This is a genomic window from Rhodococcus sp. NPDC057014 (assembly GCF_042673295.1).
Classification (GTDB): Bacteria; Actinomycetota; Actinomycetes; order Mycobacteriales; family Mycobacteriaceae; genus Rhodococcus_F.
This window is the reverse complement of record NZ_JBHUSF010000062.1, coordinates 18,996-36,057: the sequence shown is the minus strand read 5'-3', so window position 1 is coordinate 36,057 and position 17,062 is coordinate 18,996. Positions and strand designations below refer to the sequence as shown.

Here is a 17,062-nt window from a genome sequence, read left to right as displayed (position 1 = left end):
TTTCGGCCACCTGAGTGGACTCGTCGACCACCTCGACACCGAGACCGTGGTCCTCTCCGAACACTTGATTGCGAGCCATGCTGCTCCTTGCCACAGTTTGGGGGCGTGCCATCTCGATGAGATGGACGTATGCCTCATTGCCGGCCTGGTATGACCCATGGCACAATAACGATCATTAGTTAATAAGGTAGGGGTTTGCGCGACAGTGGTCAACATTCCGCATCCACTTATCAAGGATGCTCGCCATGGGCCAACCGCTGATCCGTTGAAAATTGCACCGTAATCGGCATGTCGACGGCGGGTACATCGGTGACTGCGTCACCATGATCTGCGCGCCCTACGGCCCTGCGGGTGAGGGCAGCTCCACGGAATTCTGGATCCTCAGCCGAAATCACAGGACCGGAGTCCAGGGTTGGAGTGCTGGCAGCTGCTTCGCAGGCATCATCAACCGAACACCCCAGTGCTAGCGGCTTCCAACTCTCGCTGATGGTCCGGCGCGTAATGCGTGCCGGACCATCAGCGGTGGATTCATCACCGCAGGTCATCGGACACATTCGGGCAGCGTCAGTATATGTTGACGGTATACAGATCGTCAGTTTTGCTGACGGAATGGATCGTAGTGACCGCCGGATCGGTAGGGGGGTGGAAGGGCTGTCCGAACTGTGGGTGCACTACGAAAGCGTGCAGGACATGCGAGATGCCGCTGCCGCGGCCACTGAGCGCGGCGACGACGAGACAGCCGCGCCGCGAAGGGAACTCGCAGACCGTGCTCAGTCTCGATTGCCGACGCCAACTCATCTGGAAGCCCTCGCGATCAGTATCTATCTCGAGAACCAGCTACACAATGCGCGTTTCGACGTCGTGAGCCGCGCACTCGCCGACGGCGCGAGTTGGTCCGACATCGGACGGATCCTCGGGATGACGAAGCAATCAGCCCACGCGTGGTATCGAAGGCAGCACCGGAAGCCCACCCTCCCAAACCCGACCGAACCAACAAAGTAGCGCGCCGGGACGCATCCCTCGACCCCCGCACCCGACAACGGTGTGAATCGCCACCATAGTTGGCAACTCCCGATGCTCTGACCTGCGGTGTGGCAACTATCCTGACCACGACTGGTCGCAATCGTTGTCATCGAAGTTGGCAACTGTTCGGAGCTGTTGGTCGGCCAAATCATGTTGTCGGCGGCAATTTCCGTTGCAATCGCCTGGCGTTGTGGCGCGTCTTAGGTGACCGCCATGCGCGAGGGGGACACCAACAGGGCGGACCCCAGCGAGGGGGGAGTCGCCAGACCGCCACCAGACAGAGGACACGGTGTCGGGCAGGGCAGGGCAGTGGCTGTCATGACGGACCTCGCGATTCAGTGTGAGGTACGCGAGACGAACAGATCAGTACTTCAAAAATTCTGTTTCTTTCCATTAAAAAGGTCGATTTGCCTGATGATGTGATGTGACTCAGGATACAGGGAGTACGGCCTGTGCTCTATGACACTCCAAGTCAGGGCTTGGGACCGGTCGGTTTCGTGGACCCAGCAGGGGCTGTCAACAGCGGGCTCGTAGCAGTTCAAATATGCTGCCGCGCGCTCATTCGTGCTGGTGGTGCGCGCGCCGCAAGCCCAGTGAACTCCGGATGCCCTACCGAAAGGTCTGTTCTATGCCATCCACTCCCATCTCCGATAGTGGCGCAGAAGTACCTGTGCGTCGCGCGATAATGATCGTGTTCGTGCTCATGCTCATCGAGGTCGCGGGCATGTTCGAGCAAGCCATGGTCCTGGGGAGCTTGCCCTTCTTCGCAAATCTGTTCGGCATCAACCTGGCCGCCGCCGCGTGGGTCATCACAATATTTGTCCTGACAGGTGCCGCGTCGGCCATTCTGGCAGGCAAACTCGGCGACATGTACGGCCGCAGGCGCGTCGTCCTCGTCCTGCTTGCTGTTTCCCTGGCCGGTTCGTTGATCACTATCACGTTCGGAACGTTCCCGGCCCTTCTGATCGGACGCGCACTGCAGGGAACCAGTATCGGCATCGTTCCGCTCCTGATCGGAATCGCCCGTGAAACGCTTCCGAAATCGATGGTTCCCACGACCGTTGCGTACCTCACTGCGACCGGGACCATCACTGCTGGCGTTGGCATGTTCGTTGCCGGCTTGTTCATCGACTCCGGCGACTGGCACTACATGTTCGTTGTAACTGCCGCTCTATGCGCCGTGACCCTGATCCTGACACGCGTGTTCGTACCCGAATCGACTATCACGCAGTCCGGGACGATCGACTGGGTGGGTGCGGCCCTGATGGCTCCCGGTCTCATCTCTCTTCTCTACGGCATCTCCGTCGCTCAAGGCGTTGGCCTGACGGACGCTGGCGTCCTGGCAAGCATTGGGATTGGCTCGGCTGTACTCGCAGTATGGGTGTGGTGGGAACTTCGCGTTCCCTCACCCCTGGTGGACCTCCGACTGCTGGTCAACCCCAAACTCGCCAAGACCATGATAGTGATCCTGCTGACTGGCCTTGCAACCATCTCCGTCAACTTCGTCAGCAATCCGCTGCTCGCACTGAGCCCTGCTGAATACCCGATCGGGATTGGGCTGACCGCCACGACGTTCGGTTCATTCGCATTGGTTGCATCCATCATCACCTTCATCGTGACGCCACTCTCCGGTCGAATAGCGGCCCGGCACGGTGCACCTCTGGCAATGGTCATCGGTGTTGCCCTCCTAGTGGCGGTATACATCGCGCTGATGATTCCCGCAATCAACTCAAGCGTGGCCGGCTTCTTTCTGGCCAATATGACTGTGATGATCGGAAATTCGTTCGTCATCTCATCGATGTTCAACCTCGTTGTTGAAGCGGTTCCCACCGAAAGCACCAGTCAGTACATTGGCGTCGCCCAGGTTGCGAGCAACGTCTCCAGAGCAGTGGGAACGGTGATCGCCTCAGTACTCCTCTCGTCTTCGGTCATGCCGGGCTCAACGGCCCCCACCGTGGCCGCTTGGAATCTGACAATGATCTACAGCATTGTGGTGTCCGTCGTTGTGCTCGTCATCGCGAGCTACATGTTCGCCAGGCGCAGGGCGACACGCTCGGCGGAAGCTCCCCACACAATTGCGGATACGGAAGTCGCGACAGTTTAGGAAATGTCCTCCACGGCGTTCTCCAATTTTCCGGTGGATCCAGGTTCCACCCAGAAAGGTGCACGTAATCGAGTGCACGTTCGCGCAGTAAACAGAAGGGTGATTGTCACTGTGGCAAGAAAAGTAGGTCAAGCAACGATCACGAAAATGGCGGCATTCGGCACCGTGTTGGGATTGTCGCTGGCATTGGCTGCTTGCTCGAACGCCGACACGAACGATGGAGAAGCGGATTCATCGGGCCGAACCATCGAAGCTACCGAGTTCGCGAAGATCGGCGATACTCATAAGAACAGCAAAATGGGCCCCCACTACAACAACCTTCTTGAAGGCCCCGTGTTCGGCCCCGACGGGTACCTGTACCTCACAGATGTGGCGGCTCCCGCAGGAGAGCCGAAAGTCCTGAAACTGAATATGGACACGAAGGAGGTCACAGCGGTCTACACGGACGGCAGCAGCGTCTTCTCATCGGCGCAGTTCAGTCCGAACGACAGAAAACTGTACCTCACCGACTTCACAGGTGCGATCAAGCGGATGGATGCTGACGGCACGAACGTCGAAACGCTGTTGGAGGGGCCTGTAGAGGGCCGAACGATGGTTGCGGACGACATCGCGTTCGACCGGGACGGAAACATGTACATCACAGATCTTGCCGGATCGCCGTGGAATCCGACTGGCCGGATCATACGTTTGGGTGCAAACGGAGGACCCGCAACAGTTATTCAGGATGGGTTGGCCGGCCCCAACGGCATCTCATTCAATCTCGACTACAGCAGACTGTGGGTGAGCGAGTACACCGCCAACCGGATGAGCAACCTCGAGTTGACCGAGGACGGACTGGGGGTGGCTACCGGGTCCATCCGTATGTACGCCAGTTACGGGCTCGGCCCCGGAGACCACGGTGAGAATCCTGCAGCGTTGGACTCTACTGCGGTCGACGCAGACGGGAACATTTATCAGGCAGTGCTTGGCGCTGGTGAAATCCTGGTGTGGAATTCCGCCGGCGACCTGATTGCAACGGTGGTCACCAACAATGAAGATGGCGTCCGGCAGCTCAGCGTGACAAATCTGGCCATCGAACCTGGCACGACTAATGCGTACGCGACCGTTGCCGGCAAGGACGGGTCGTACATCTACAGTTTCGATGCTCTCGGAGTAGGGATCTCACAAACCAACGGCGGAGGTTTGGCCGAGGTCCCAGCCAGCTGATTGACAACCGAACAACGTAGCGGGCGGGCCGTAAGGCCCCCCTCGCTACGTTTTCGATACACGCGTTCCACCGAATCTGTAGTCAAATCATCAGAGGATTGCTCGATGAGCTGGTTCGCTACTTCAGTTGTTAATCCGCGGACGACGGCATCAGGTTCCACCCGCTAAATCGGTGGGCGGCACGTAGTTTCCACACAGTGAGCTCCGACAGAATCATTTCAGTCCCGAGCATCCAGCGGGAAGCGTCGGCGTCCAGAACTCGATCCACTGTCGTCACAACGTCGACTGCGCGCCGCGCAGGTACACGGTGGTGGTGTGGGTGTAGAACTCACGCGCGGACTGTCCCTGCTCCTTAGGCCCGTAGCTGCTTCTCTTCGCCCCGCCGAATGGGACGTGGGGGTCGGCGCCGGCAGTTTCTGAATTGACGTGCAGAATACCCACATCGATGTCATCGATCGCCTCCAGCGCCCTCGTCAGATCCTGCGTGAACACAGCAGCAGACAAGCCGAACTCGCTGTCGTTGGCGAGCTCGAACGCGTGTTCTGGTGAACTGGCGCGACGCACTGCCAGGACCGGGCCGAAGAGCTCGTCACGCCAGACATCAACGTCCCCAGTCGGAAGCTCAAGAATCGTAGGCGCGACAAAGTAGCCTTGCGACGGGCTGCCGGTGGGGTCGCCTGTGACGGAGGTGAGACGGCGCGCGCCCTGCTCCATGGCCCTCTCGATGCCCGCATGGATTGCGACTTGAGCGGCCCGATCGATAACGGGTCCCATCTGAACTCCGTCAACCAACGGGTCGCCAACTCTCAGAGAATCTGCCCGCGCTCCGAGCTGGCTGAGGAAACTGTCCGCGACTCGGTCGTCGACGATCAACCGAGACGTGGCAGTGCACTTTTGCCCGCTGGACCGAAACGCGCCGAGCAGTACCTCATCGACCGCTACCTCAAGATCGGCATCGGCAAGAACAACGGCAGCGTTCTTACCGCCCATTTCTGCCTGCACCGGAACGCCACGAGAGGCACCCGCGGACGCAATCGCGCGTCCAACGCCTGTCGACCCGGTGAAGGTGACGCCGTCGATTTCGCGATGTTCGGCCAGCGCACGTCCAACTGGCCCATCGCCGATGAGCAAGTTCAAGACGCCGGCCGGCGCGCCGGCGGTGTGCAACGCCTGTGCGAGGTGAAACGCGAGCAGCGGGACCGTACTTGCCGGCTTCCAGACGACCGTGTTTCCATAAGATAGAGCGGGAGCGATTTTCCAGGCCGGAATGGCTATCGGGAAGTTGAAGGGCGTGATCACCCCGACAACCCCGAGCGGCTTACGTGTCACGAGAATGCGCTCACCTCGGCGCGGAGAACCGTAGTGGTCACCTTCACTTCGATCCGCTTCGGTGGAAAAGTAGCGCAGGATCTGAGCCCCACGCCGAACCTCGGCTACACCTTCGAGTCGAGTCTTGCCTTCTTCGCGCGCCAGATCCGATCCCCATTGATCGGCGAAGTCCTCGAGTATGGAGGCTGCCCGCGCGAGAACTGCACCCCGCTCATGCGCTGGGGTGCGTCGCCAACTCGGTTGTGCGGACCGCGCGGCGGCGACAGCTCGGTCAACATCGTCAACCTGGGCGGTCAGCACGCGGGCGACCGCCACGTCTGGGTCTGCAGGGCTGATACTTGCCATCTCTGCACCGGCCCCAGGGACCCACTTGCCACCAATCAGATTGCACAGCTGTACCCCTGAGTGCATTTGCGTCACCTTTACTTCGAGTGGACTCATGACCGTCCTCTTGCGGCTGAATCAGCTTGTACTCCAGCCGTCCCCGACGACGCGGGTGGCGAGGATAATGTATTTGGTCGCGCTGCCGGGAGCGAACGACTGATGTTCGTCGACAAGCCCTACATCCTCCAGTGCATTCCACTACTGGAGATCAGTGCTGGGCGGGCTTCCGAGACAGGGTCTGCTACCAACCAGCCAACGACCAATGCAAACGATAGCACCCGGCCAACAACGCTGGAGGCTTGATTGCGAGCTGTGGCCGCCGGTCCTGCCAGGAAGGGTCTTTGAACTGAAAGTCTTCCGCGCCCGCATCGGGCATGCTAACGTTAGCGCATGCAGCACAGGCGTGGAGTGACCGCAAAAGACATCGCTGCGCGCCTCGGCATCGCCGTCTCGACGGTCGGGCGGGCGCTCTCAGACGATCCGCGTATCAGCGCGGAAACGAAACTCAAAGTGCAGGCCGTTGCCGCCGAACTCGGCTACGTAGGCAACAGGGCCGCTCGGATGATGCGCGGTGCGCCGAGCAGCATTCTTGGTCTCATGGTTCCCGACGTGCGCAACTCTTTCTACTCGGCAGCGGCACACGCTCTTTCGGAGAAGATGCGCGCATTCGGGTATCAACTGGTGCTGTCGGAGACGGGTGACGATCCCCAGCTGGAGTTGGAGCAGCTGAAGGGGCTGAGTGCAAGCCAAGCTGTGGGCCTGATAATCGTCCCATCAGCAGATCCGCACGCTGATTCGGTGAAGCTGCTCGAAACCATCCCGTATGTTCAGCTGCTGCGCCACCATTCATCGCTGGACCAGCAACGGTTCGGGATCGATGACCGCACAATCCTTGACGCCGCGACCTCCCACTTGACGGCTCTCGGGCACTATCGGATTGCCTACATCGGCGGCCCGAGTGAACTTTCGACTGGAACCCACCGTCTACAGGGATACCGAGATGCGCTCGAACGCCGCGGGATATCTGAAGGTGACCCCGACCTAGTACGGCTCGGCCCCGCAGGATCGCGCGCTCACGGCGTCGAGTCGCTGAGGTCTCTGCTCGCTCTCGCGGCGCCCCCCACTGCGATAGTCACCGGATCGGTTCAGGCCACACATGGCCTACTCGACGAGATCTTGGCACAGAACATCTCGGTTCCCGAAGAGCTGTCGATCGTCGGATTTGGAGACGAGCCAGGATTCAGCTGGTGGGGCGGGGGACTGACCACCATGGCGCTACCTGTCGACGAAATGGTCAACAACTGCGCGACCAGGCTGCTTGACATGGTCGCTCCCAGTGCGATGGCAGATCCGTACGAGGTGGTATCTCCCGGTCGGCTCCAACTTCGTGCCAGTACGGCACCGCTGAGCGTCAGCGAATCAGACCTCCGTGGCACGGGCTCCACTGTGCACCAGACAACGTGATATGGCGTCGAGAACTACGAAAGGAACTCCGCATGGCTGAATCCTCTGCTCTTCCGTCAGCGCCACCGAGGCGAATCCGGCCCCAACTGACTCACATGGGGATCAACGTCTACGACATCAAGAAGATGGAGAAGTTCTACACCGAGGTCATAGGACTGGTGGTGACGGACCGCGGAGTCGGCAAGAACTTCAAAGCAGACCTCGTGTTCATGAGCGTGAACCCCGACACACACCATCAGGTTGCGCTCGCGAGCGGTCGTGACGTCAACTCGCCACGCAGCACCATCAACCAGATCAGCTTCAGTCTTGAGAGTCTCGACGAGCTCCGCGAAATGTACCGCGCTGTAAGAGATTACGGAGTCGACGCCTTGAAGCCGCTCAATCACGGCGTGTCCTGGTCTGTCTACTTCTTCGACCCGGAAGGCAACACGGTCGAACTCTACGTAGACAGCCCCTGGTACATCGGACAGCCCCACGGTGATCTTTTCGATCCCGAGCTTCCGACCGATCGGATCATGGCGGACACCCTCGCGATGTGCGAGCAGGACCCCGAGTTCAAGCCCATCGAAGAATTTCGCGAGTCAGTGAGGATCCAACTGTGACATTGTCGGACAACGCAACGCCTCCACGCCACGAACTCATTGACGTGCGCCGGACAACGCTCAACATCGAGACGATCTGGCACGAACGCGGCCCCCGCCTCGAAGTTCCGCTCACCTTGGTGAGTGCGGCCGCTGTCGTCAGGAATCCCTTTGCCGGGCGCTACGAACCCGACCTCCTGCAGTTCCAGGCGACTCTGCGAAGCCTCGGCTCGTTCCTTGCCCAGCAATTGATGTCGGTGCTCGATGCTGGTGACGTCGCTGTCTACGGTAAGGGTGCTATCGTTGGCACGGACGGCGAGCTGGAGCACGGTGCTGTGTGGCACGAGGCCGGGGGTTGGGCGCTGCGAGAGGCGCTGGGCGACCCGAAGGCGATCGTCCCGTCAGCCAAGGCAGTCGGAAATCCCGGGCAGCGACTGCTCATTCCGTTGCACAGCACCCGAGCTGCCTATGTGCGTAGCCATTTCAACACCGTGGAGGTAGGCATTCACGATGCGCCACGCCGGGACGAGATCCTCTTCGCGCTCGCTGTGGGCACCGGCGGCCGAGTGCACGCCCGCGTCGGAGGACTCAGCGCTGACGAGGTCCAAGGAAACGATGGTCTGCGCTGAGCGAGGTCCGTGTTGGCAGCCGGCTGGACCAGTTCTCGCTCGTGTGGACCTCGGTGAGATCAGCGACATAGTCGTAGTTGAGGGTCGCTATCTTCCAATGGAATCCGTCTATGAAGATGCACAGACGATCACACAGCTACTGACCGATTGGCGACGTCATGAGGAACCGTTCAGGCGAATAGTCACCGACAGTGCCGCGATGGACCGAATCCGCAGGCTCGGGCAGGAATTGCCGGTCGATAGGCTCCTGGCTCCCACCGAACCCCGGCAACTTTACTGTGCAATCGGCAACTACCGCACTCAAGTAGTCGAGGCAGCAGTACAAGCCGGAAGCACTCTCGAACGAGCAACCATGGATGTCGACCACCGCCGACAACATGGGGCACCGTTCGCCGTGCTGACCCCCCCAAATCGTGTCGGCGCGCCGTTCGCGCCGATTGCCCTGGAGAAGGAGCAGTACCACCTCGACTGGGAAGTGGAACTCGCAGTGGTGATTGGTCGGCGTGGGTGGCGAGTGCCGGCCGCACGCGCTCGGTCCCTCATTGCAGGTTTCACGGTCGCCAATGACCTCACCCTACGAGACCGCGTCATGAGGCCAGACGTAGCAACCGGGGCAGACTGGCTTCGCTCGAAGGGGACACCAGGAACACTTCCCCTCGGGCCCTGGCTGGTTCCAGCTTGGCAGGTACCCCGACGGCCACTTGCCCTCGAACTCACGCTCAACGGACATGTCATGCAATCAAGCACCACTGCCGACATGATCTTCAGGGTTGAGGACATCCTCGAAGAGATCACCCACCACACAGTTCTCGAACCCGGTGACGTGGTCTGCACCGGGTCTCCGGCTGGATTCGGAGCCCAACGCGACCGATATCTGAAACCCGGCGATGTCACGGAAGCCGCAGTGGAACTGCTGGGCCGTCAACGCACGGAATACGTGCACGAGGCGCCAACTCGCCAATCACCCGATCGCGACTGGAGGAAAGCTGCGGTATGACCACCCATCGCACGGATAGTGTGCTGATAACTGATCGCGCGTGGCCTACGGACGCTGTCGAGCGAAAAGTACTCGAAGACGCAGGGTTTGACGTGGTCTCCGGCCCCGCGGAGGCCGGCAGCTCCGAGGAAATCGAATCGTTGGTTTTCGAACACCAGCCGCGCGCGATCCTGACGTGCTGGGCGCCGGTGTCACCGGCAGCGATCAACGCTTCACGCAAACTCGAAATCGTCGCGCGAATGGGCGTCGGATTGGACAACATCGCCGTTGCCGCGGCCACGGAGGCTGGAGTCTGGGTGACCAACGTCCCGGACTACTGCCTCGACGAAGTGTCCGATCATGCCGTCGGACTTATCTTGAACTGGACGCGTGGCATCTCGGCCTTCGATCGAGAGGTTCGCGGAGGTACGTGGGATCCATCAGTCGCCCGTCTGCGCCGTCTGTCCACACTCACGGTCGGGATCGTCGGATTCGGCCGCATCGGTCGCCACACTGCGCGGAAACTGGCGGCCTTCGGGTGCACCGTGATCGCGAACGACCCGGGAGCCACCGCGTCCGAGGTCGACGGCGTTGCATTGCACTCCGCCGACCATCTGCGAGAAACGTGCGACGTCCTCGTCTTACATGCTCCACTCTTGGAGTCCACACGCCACCTCGTCAATGACCAGTGGCTGGCAACCATGAAGCCCGGGTCACTACTGGTGAACGTCAGCCGAGGAGGGCTCGTCGACACCAACGCCGTAGTCGCTTCACTCGGATCCGGCCACCTCGCGGGGTTCGCGGCCGATGTGCTCGACGAGGAACCGGATGTTGTCCCTGCCCTGCGGGACTATGACGGAGCCGTTCTCACGCCACATGTCGCGTTCTCCTCTGACACTTCACTGATCGAACTTCGTGAGCGAGCTGCTCAAGAGGTAGTGAGGGTCCTGAGCGGGCATGCACCACTACGCCCCTGCAACCAGGTGCGGCACCACGCTTCGAAGGGAAATGCCCATGAGTGACATCACCGCAGTTGTAGCAAGGCAGGTCTTCGACTCCCGTGGCAGACCGACCGTAGAGGTCGACGTGACGACATCCTCGGGCCACGTCGGTCGCGCGGCTGTTCCATCAGGAGCATCGACCGGTACAAGTGAGGCCTGGGAACTGCGCGACGGAGACCCCGAGCACTACGCAGGACTGGGCGTGACGTCCGCGGTGGCGCACGTCCATGACGAAATCGCTCCCGCATTGACCGGACATCCGGTGTCCGACCAACGCGGGATCGACTCGGAGATGCTCCAACTTGATGGGACACCGCAGCTCTCCCGCCTGGGGGCAAACGCGATCCTCGGGGTCTCGCTGGCAGTGTGCCGGGCGTCGGCACTGACCGCGGAAATGCCGCTGCATCGGCGGATTGCCGAACTCGCGGGTGTAACGACGCCGTCGATGCCCATGCCGATGGTCAACATCCTCAGTGGCGGACTGCATGCCAGGTCCGGGATGGATGTCCAGGACTTCCTCATGATTCCCGCCTCGGCACGCGACACCAATGAAGCACTGGCTATGGTCGGTGCCGTCAGGACAGCGGCGACAGAGGTGATGCAGGGGCGCGGGCTATCGACCCTCCTGGCCGACGAAGGTGGACTGAGCCCAGGGCTGCGCACCAGTGAGGCAGCGCTCGAGCTGATGGTCGAGTCCTTCGTTGCCGCTGGATTGCAGCCAGGACGCGATGCGGTCATCGCGGTTGATGTCGCAGCCACCACCCTGTGGGACGATGCGCAGGGCGCCTACCGGCTTCCGCGCGAGGACGTCACCTGCACCGCTCGAGAACTCATCGAGCGGTACGTGAGGTGGATAGACGAGTTTCCCGTGATCTCCATCGAGGATCCTCTGCACGAGGAGGACTGGGAAAACTGGCCCAAGGTCACCGAAGCCATCGGGAACCGGTGCCGAATCATCGGTGACGACCTGTTCACGACAAATTCTTCTCGCCTACGCCGGGGAATCTCCGAGGAAAGCGCCAACGGCATCCTCGTCAAGGTCAACCAGAACGGAACTCTGACCGGCACACTCGATGTCATCGAAGACGCACACCGGGCCGGGTTCGCGCCGGTCGTTTCCGCTAGGTCCGGTGAGACCGAAGATTCGTTCATCTCCGATCTTGCAGTCGGCACAGCTGCCGGCCAGATCAAGATCGGGTCGGTGCGCTGTTCTGACCGCCTCGCGAAGTACAACCAACTGGTTCGTATTTCCGAAGACTCAAGCATTGGGTTCGCTGGCATGTCAGCCGTCACCGTCGGGGACCCGGTGACGACGCCATGAGCGAATTGGACGACGCGAATTCTGCGATCCTCGATTTTGTCGAGGAGCAGGGCCTCGTCGGACTGCAGGGTGATAGTGGCCGCAGGGGAGAGGTGACACTCACGCGTCTGACCGGAGGCGTTTCGTCCGACCTGTGCCTTGTCGAGCTTGACGACCAGTCAGTGTGCGTCAAACGATCACTGGAACGTCTGCTCGTCGAAACCGAGTGGACGGCGCCGGTCGAACGAAACACCAACGAATGGGAGTGGATTCGCTACGCGTCCTCGATCGTTCCCGGTGCAGTACCAACGCCGCTGGCACACGATGCACAGCGTCAAATGTTCGCCATGTCCTACCTCGCACCAACAAGTCATACGGTCTGGAAGTCGGAGATGATGCGCGGCCGCATCTCACTATCGACTGCCGAGTCGACCGGACACCTCATCGGCGAGTTGCACTCGAGGAGCGCCGGTGTCGAAGATCTGAAGAGAATCTTCGACACCACGCCCTCGTTCGAGGCACTGCGGATCGAGCCGTACTTCACGCACACCGGCACCAAGAACCCTGCCTTCGCCGAACACATCACTATGGTCGCCGACCAGACTTTGCAAACCCGCAAGGTTTTGGTACATGGTGATGTGAGTCCGAAGAACATTCTTGTCGGGCCAAGGGGGCCCGTTCTGCTCGATGCCGAGTGCGCGTGGTTTGGCGACCCGGCTTTCGACGTTGCCTTCTGCCTCAATCACCTCGTACTCAAGTCCTACGCAATCGGTCAGGCGGACTCTCTCCGTCACGCAGCAATGGCACTATGGAATGCGTACCTCTCCCATGTCGACTGGGAGCCTGCTGATGATCTCGACGCCCGAGTAGCTCGACTGCTTCCCATACTCTTGCTCGCCCGTGTCGATGGCCGATCGCCGGTTGAGTACCTGAACTCCACAGACCTCCGTGACGCGGTACGGAACCGAGCTCACGACCTTCTCGACAGGAAGCCGGGTCGAACCGAGACAGTGATCGAACAGAGTTTTGTATCTCGCACCCACATACCGTCCTCCAACTGACCCGCCAAGGAGAATCATGTCCTTTTCGCTCGCAACCGTCCGTGTAGGGGGAAGCCCCACTCCAGTGCTGGCCATCGGTGAACGCCGTTGGAAGATCGCCGACGTAGCTCCAAAAGCGCTCGAACCCGAACCTTATCGGGGATTGATGAATGTCTTCGACCACTGGGAAACGACCGAACCAACCCTGGTCGAGGCATACGAGGCCCTGCTGGATGGAACCGACACCACCGAGCCCCTCGCACCCCTCGAAAGCGTCGAGGACGTCCTCACCCCACTCCAGTATCCCCGCAAGGTGCTCCTGACTGGCGCCAACTACCACGCGCACATGCGAGAAGACGGTGGGCACACGGACTGGAGCAAGGACACCAAGAACCCGGTCTTCTTCTTCAAGCCTCCGACGACGACGTTGGTTGGATCGGGAAAGACTGTTCGCTACCCGGTCCAGTCCGAGAAGTTCGACTACGAGCTGGAACTCGGCGTCGTCATCGGCAAGCGGGGCCGTAGGCTGACGGTCGAGAATGCCATGGAGTACGTCGCCGGCTACACGGTTGTGCTGGACCTCTCGGCACGAGACTGGCAGCGCGATCCCAAGAGCATCATGAAGTGGGATTTGTTCGGTGGCAAAGGCTTCGATGACAGCTGCCCCGTCGGGCCGGGCATCGTTCCCGCGCGTTACGTCGACGAGAACAACCTCCAACTGACATTCAAGCTCAATGGCGAGAATCGTCAGGGTGCCAATACCAAGGACATGATCTGGAGCATCGCCGAACAGCTAGCTCTTCTCACCCAGCACGTCACCGTCGAACCGGGCGACATCCTCTCCACGGGAACTCCGGCAGGTGTGGGTCTGGGGGCGGGTACGTGGATGACTGTGGGGGACAAGCTCGAGGGCTCTATTACCGGACTCGGCACGCTCGCCGTTGAGATCGTCGAGGACCACAGCGACGACACCGTCTGATTCGAAGTGCACAAGGCTCATTCCAGAACACCAGAAAGTAGAGGCAAACCCATGAGTACTGCAAGTGATGTCCTGGCTCTCGAGTACAAGCGTCGAGAAGCAATGACCACACCCGACGTCGACGCCTTGTCGGACCTGTTGGCCGATGATGTCGTGTGGATCCACGCAACTGCCCGCGTCGACACGAAGGCGGGACTGCTCGAGGCGATCGGCAGTGGCTCAACCAAGTACTTGTCCATGGACGTAGAGGACGAGACCGTCAGGGAGATCGGTGGTGTGATCCTGATCGGTGGAATCGCCCACATCAAGGCGGAGATCAATAATGAGGTTCGCGACCTGCAGAACCGATTCACCATCATCTGGGCCCCCCAGCCCGACGGAGCGTGGCGAGTCGTGAACTGGCAGTCAACGACGGTGCGCAAGCCCTGAGCGTTCGGCTGTCAATGGCACTTGGCCGCGGTCCCGTTTGCCAGCGGGCGCCGCGGCAGCCCGACGGAGAGTGGCGAGTCGTGAACTGGCAGTCAACGACGGTGCGCAAGCCCTGAGCGTTCGGCTGTCAATGGCACTTGGCCGCGGTCCCGCTTGTCAGCGGGCGCCGCGGCCGCTGTCAACCCGAGCAACCCAGACGATCCGTCTGACTCCACAACTGCTGCAAACGAAAGGCAACGATGCCCGCCTACCAAGGATGCGACGCCAAGGATTACCAGAATCTCGGTCTGACCGGCGATAATGTAGAGGCATGGGAAGACGGACTACGAACCGATCCCGACGGAGCCGGCTTCGAGTGGTGGTACTTCGACGCACACTTTGACGACGGCTCCACCCTCGTCATTGTATTCTCCACCAAACCAATGCTATCCCCAGAGCTTCCACTGACGCCGCGGGTCACAGTGAACTTCGATCGGCCGGATGGAACCCACCTCGTGCGCGAAATGGACTTCCTGCCAGAGGTGTTTACGGCGTCTTCCGCGGCCTGTGACGTACGCATCGGACCGAATCGGTTCGCCGGGAATCTGGACCAATACACCATCCATGTCGAAGCCGAAGATCTCGTTGTCGACGTAGCCCTTAACCGAACAACCCGATCATGGCGTCCCGCCACCGGGCACATGTACTTCGATGACGACACCCCGGCAGGCCGCAAGTACTTCGCATACCTGCCGGCTGTGCCCGACGGGCAGACTGAGGCGACAGTGACGGTCGACGGGAACTCGACACGCCTGAGCGGGACTGGCTATCACGACCACAATTGGGGCGACGCCCCTATGAACGAGCTCATGCACCATTGGTGGTGGGGACGAGCCAAGGTTGGCCCATTCGTGGTCATCACGGCCTTCATCACGGCGGAGCAGATCTACGGCGAAGACACGATTCCAATGTTTTTTCTGAGCCGCGACGGTAGCGTCCTGTCGGAAGATTCAGGACGCGTCAGCTTCGATGCCAACTCCACCTACGTCGACGACTACACCGGCAAGCCGGTCGCAAATTGCCACGGCTACGAGTATGACGGTACAGGTGGGCACTTCCGTGTGACCTGGACGCGTGAAAGCGACATATTTCGTCTCAACGTCGATGACATCTTCGAGGGAGAGCAGCGGAACATGGCACTGGCTGCGGGCTACGACCCGAGTTACCTCCGCTTCACTGGCACCGCGACGATCGAGCACCTCGAAGGTGGACATTCGGTCGAAACGCACGCAGCCCCGGCGATTTGGGACCTCATGTACTTCGGTCAGCCGCAGCCTCCAGGCCCGGAATCCGCTGCCATCTTCGAACCGTCCGAGGTGACTGGATCGGGATAACCACCGTCTGAGGTGACATGCGCAATCTGTCGCTTTGCCGATGTCGAACGTGGTGGCGGAGGCCCGAGTTTGGTCGACGACAGGAAACCCGTGCACCTGAGCAGTCGACCACAATGTCCCGCTGCCGCCCGCGCCATCGACATGGACCCAGTCGCCTGCACAGCTACGGGTGAACGGGTTTCGGCGCCTATGAGCGCCGAAACCCGCTTCAAATCAGTTTGTTCGGGCGGACGAGCGGTCACACCGTGGTACTCAACTGGTCGGAAATCGCTGCGCGGTTGTACTCGTCCGTCAGACGTTCCACCAGAGCGTTGACGCTGCCCACGGCCCGCACACCGGCAGTCGAGTGACCCGCGCTCCAGATGTCGGACCACCGATGTGCGACGACACCATCTCGCCCGAACTTCTGATCGGCTTCCTGCGCACTGACGTGCTCGTCTAGAGTGGCCGGGTCAAGCCCGGCGTTTCGAATCGACGGAATGAGCATGTTCGCCGGTAGACCCGTGAATGCTCGCGTCAACACGATGTCGTCGACATCCGAGTCGACCAACATCGCTTTGTACTCAGCTTCCGCTCGACTCTCATGTGTTGGAATGAAGGCAGTGCCCATGTAGGCGAGATCGCACCCGAGAACCCGAGTGGCACGTAGGGCGTAGCCATCACTGACGCCGCCTGCAAGCACCAACGGGCCGCCGAAGATTGCCCTGACAGCTCGAGCGAACGCGAAGGGATTCATCCAACCCGTTTGCCCACCAGCCCCCGCGGTCAACAGGATCAACCCGTCCGCTCCGGCGTCGATCGCCAGTCTGGCGTGCCGAAGGGTAGCGACGTCGGCAAAGACCAGCACACCCTTCTCGTGCAACGGGCCCAATGCGGCTGCTGGCGAACCCACGCTGGTGATGACGATTTCGACGTTGTGGCGAAGGATGACGTCAAGGTCCTCGGCAAACCGTGGTGATCGCATGATCAGGTTGGGGGCGTACGGCGCGTCGGCCGCGTCCACGGCGGAGTCGATCGCTTCAAGCCACTGGTCCAGTTCGTCGGCACTGCGAGCATTCGCTGTGGGGAACGCTCCGATGACTCCGGCCTTGGCGGCTGCGACCACTAACTCCGGCCCGGAAACACGGAGCATTGGCGCTGCGATCACGGGAAGGCGCAGTCGAGAAGTAATGCGGGACGGCAGTCGCTGTGTCATTGCGGTGATTCCCATGTTCGGTCGGACGGACTTGTCGCTCGGCGGACTG

15 protein-coding genes are annotated in these 17,062 nt (G+C 60.7%); 13 read left to right on the top strand and 2 right to left on the bottom strand.

Translation table 11 applies throughout. The features are described from left to right. The first annotated feature begins 417 nt into the window (after positions 1–417). From ACFTZB_RS15260 to ACFTZB_RS15250, 3 genes are all read left to right on the top strand, one after another. Entirely contained in the window at positions 418–1,002 is a 585-nt protein-coding gene (locus ACFTZB_RS15260) for a hypothetical protein (RefSeq protein ID WP_378432647.1), read from the top strand. A 724-nt stretch (positions 1,003–1,726) separates the two neighbouring features. Beyond that, a complete protein-coding gene (locus ACFTZB_RS15255) occupies positions 1,727–3,127 on the top strand; it encodes an MFS transporter (RefSeq protein WP_378432650.1) in 1,401 nt (466 codons plus the stop codon). A gap of 3 nt (positions 3,128–3,130) precedes the next feature. Next, on the top strand, positions 3,131–4,333 hold the full coding sequence (locus ACFTZB_RS15250; RefSeq protein ID WP_378432646.1) for an SMP-30/gluconolactonase/LRE family protein: 1,203 nt from the start codon (positions 3,131–3,133) through the stop codon (positions 4,331–4,333). 273 nt (positions 4,334–4,606) lie between these two features. On the opposite strand, the gene ACFTZB_RS15245 is transcribed toward ACFTZB_RS15250, so the two are convergent. Beyond that, positions 4,607–6,073, bottom strand: coding sequence for an aldehyde dehydrogenase family protein (locus ACFTZB_RS15245; RefSeq protein WP_378432649.1), 1,467 nt, complete (start codon positions 6,071–6,073; stop codon positions 4,607–4,609). Positions 6,074–6,454: 381 nt separating this feature from the next. Here ACFTZB_RS15245 and ACFTZB_RS15240 point away from each other — a divergent pair, with 381 nt between their 5' ends. From ACFTZB_RS15240 to ACFTZB_RS15195, 10 genes are all read left to right on the top strand, one after another. Continuing rightward, positions 6,455–7,510, top strand: a complete 1,056-nt coding sequence (locus ACFTZB_RS15240; RefSeq protein ID WP_378432645.1) for a LacI family DNA-binding transcriptional regulator — start codon at positions 6,455–6,457, stop codon at positions 7,508–7,510. Between the two features lie 95 nt (positions 7,511–7,605). Beyond that, positions 7,606–8,112, top strand: a complete 507-nt coding sequence (locus ACFTZB_RS15235; RefSeq protein WP_378432643.1) for a VOC family protein — start codon at positions 7,606–7,608, stop codon at positions 8,110–8,112. Further along, positions 8,109–8,720: an amino acid synthesis family protein gene (locus ACFTZB_RS15230; protein WP_378432642.1), complete on the top strand. Its 612-nt coding sequence runs from the start codon at positions 8,109–8,111 to the stop codon at positions 8,718–8,720. The genes ACFTZB_RS15235 and ACFTZB_RS15230 overlap by 4 nt, the downstream gene beginning before the upstream one ends. Before the next feature lie 97 nt (positions 8,721–8,817). Then, on the top strand, positions 8,818–9,717 hold the full coding sequence (locus tag ACFTZB_RS15225; protein WP_378432640.1) for a fumarylacetoacetate hydrolase family protein: 900 nt from the start codon (positions 8,818–8,820) through the stop codon (positions 9,715–9,717). Further along, positions 9,714–10,718: a C-terminal binding protein gene (locus ACFTZB_RS15220; protein ID WP_378432639.1), complete on the top strand. Its 1,005-nt coding sequence runs from the start codon at positions 9,714–9,716 to the stop codon at positions 10,716–10,718. Before ACFTZB_RS15225 ends, ACFTZB_RS15220 begins: the two co-directional genes overlap by 4 nt. Beyond that, the gene (gene eno, locus ACFTZB_RS15215; RefSeq protein WP_378432638.1) at positions 10,711–12,018 is read left to right on the top strand and encodes a phosphopyruvate hydratase; all 1,308 of its coding nucleotides are present in this window, start codon (positions 10,711–10,713) and stop codon (positions 12,016–12,018) included. Before ACFTZB_RS15220 ends, eno begins: the two co-directional genes overlap by 8 nt. After that, positions 12,015–13,058: an aminoglycoside phosphotransferase family protein gene (locus ACFTZB_RS15210; RefSeq protein WP_378432637.1), complete on the top strand. Its 1,044-nt coding sequence runs from the start codon at positions 12,015–12,017 to the stop codon at positions 13,056–13,058. The genes eno and ACFTZB_RS15210 overlap by 4 nt, the downstream gene beginning before the upstream one ends. Positions 13,059–13,074: 16 nt before the next feature. Then, positions 13,075–14,016: a fumarylacetoacetate hydrolase family protein gene (locus ACFTZB_RS15205; RefSeq protein WP_378432636.1), complete on the top strand. Its 942-nt coding sequence runs from the start codon at positions 13,075–13,077 to the stop codon at positions 14,014–14,016. A 51-nt stretch (positions 14,017–14,067) separates the two neighbouring features. Continuing rightward, positions 14,068–14,445 carry a nuclear transport factor 2 family protein gene (locus ACFTZB_RS15200; RefSeq protein ID WP_378432635.1) on the top strand — a complete coding sequence of 126 codons (378 nt, stop codon included), beginning with the start codon at positions 14,068–14,070 and terminating at the stop codon, positions 14,443–14,445. A 239-nt stretch (positions 14,446–14,684) separates the two neighbouring features. Beyond that, positions 14,685–15,818, top strand: coding sequence for a hydroxyneurosporene dehydrogenase (locus ACFTZB_RS15195; RefSeq protein WP_378432634.1), 1,134 nt, complete (start codon positions 14,685–14,687; stop codon positions 15,816–15,818). Positions 15,819–16,056: 238 nt separating this feature from the next. Here ACFTZB_RS15195 and ACFTZB_RS15190 read toward each other — a convergent pair whose 3' ends face one another. After that, complete coding sequence (locus ACFTZB_RS15190) at positions 16,057–17,013, bottom strand: NAD(P)H-dependent flavin oxidoreductase (protein ID WP_378432633.1); 957 nt, start codon at positions 17,011–17,013, stop codon at positions 16,057–16,059. Positions 17,014–17,062: the final 49 nt, after the last annotated feature.

Coding starts and splice junctions, on each gene's coding strand:
- ACFTZB_RS15225 (WP_378432640.1), top strand. CDS start 8,818: ATGGAATCCGTCTATGAAGATGCACAGACGATCACACAGCTACTGACC.
- ACFTZB_RS15190 (WP_378432633.1), bottom strand. CDS start 17,013: ATGACACAGCGACTGCCGTCCCGCATTACTTCTCGACTGCGCCTTCCC.
- ACFTZB_RS15205 (WP_378432636.1), top strand. CDS start 13,075: ATGTCCTTTTCGCTCGCAACCGTCCGTGTAGGGGGAAGCCCCACTCCA.
- ACFTZB_RS15255 (WP_378432650.1), top strand. CDS start 1,727: ATGCTCATCGAGGTCGCGGGCATGTTCGAGCAAGCCATGGTCCTGGGG.
- ACFTZB_RS15235 (WP_378432643.1), top strand. CDS start 7,606: ATGGGGATCAACGTCTACGACATCAAGAAGATGGAGAAGTTCTACACC.
- ACFTZB_RS15245 (WP_378432649.1), bottom strand. CDS start 6,073: ATGCACTCAGGGGTACAGCTGTGCAATCTGATTGGTGGCAAGTGGGTC.
- ACFTZB_RS15200 (WP_378432635.1), top strand. CDS start 14,068: ATGAGTACTGCAAGTGATGTCCTGGCTCTCGAGTACAAGCGTCGAGAA.
- ACFTZB_RS15220 (WP_378432639.1), top strand. CDS start 9,714: ATGACCACCCATCGCACGGATAGTGTGCTGATAACTGATCGCGCGTGG.
- eno (WP_378432638.1), top strand. CDS start 10,711: ATGAGTGACATCACCGCAGTTGTAGCAAGGCAGGTCTTCGACTCCCGT.
- ACFTZB_RS15210 (WP_378432637.1), top strand. CDS start 12,015: ATGAGCGAATTGGACGACGCGAATTCTGCGATCCTCGATTTTGTCGAG.
- ACFTZB_RS15195 (WP_378432634.1), top strand. CDS start 14,685: ATGCCCGCCTACCAAGGATGCGACGCCAAGGATTACCAGAATCTCGGT.
- ACFTZB_RS15250 (WP_378432646.1), top strand. CDS start 3,131: ATGTCCTCCACGGCGTTCTCCAATTTTCCGGTGGATCCAGGTTCCACC.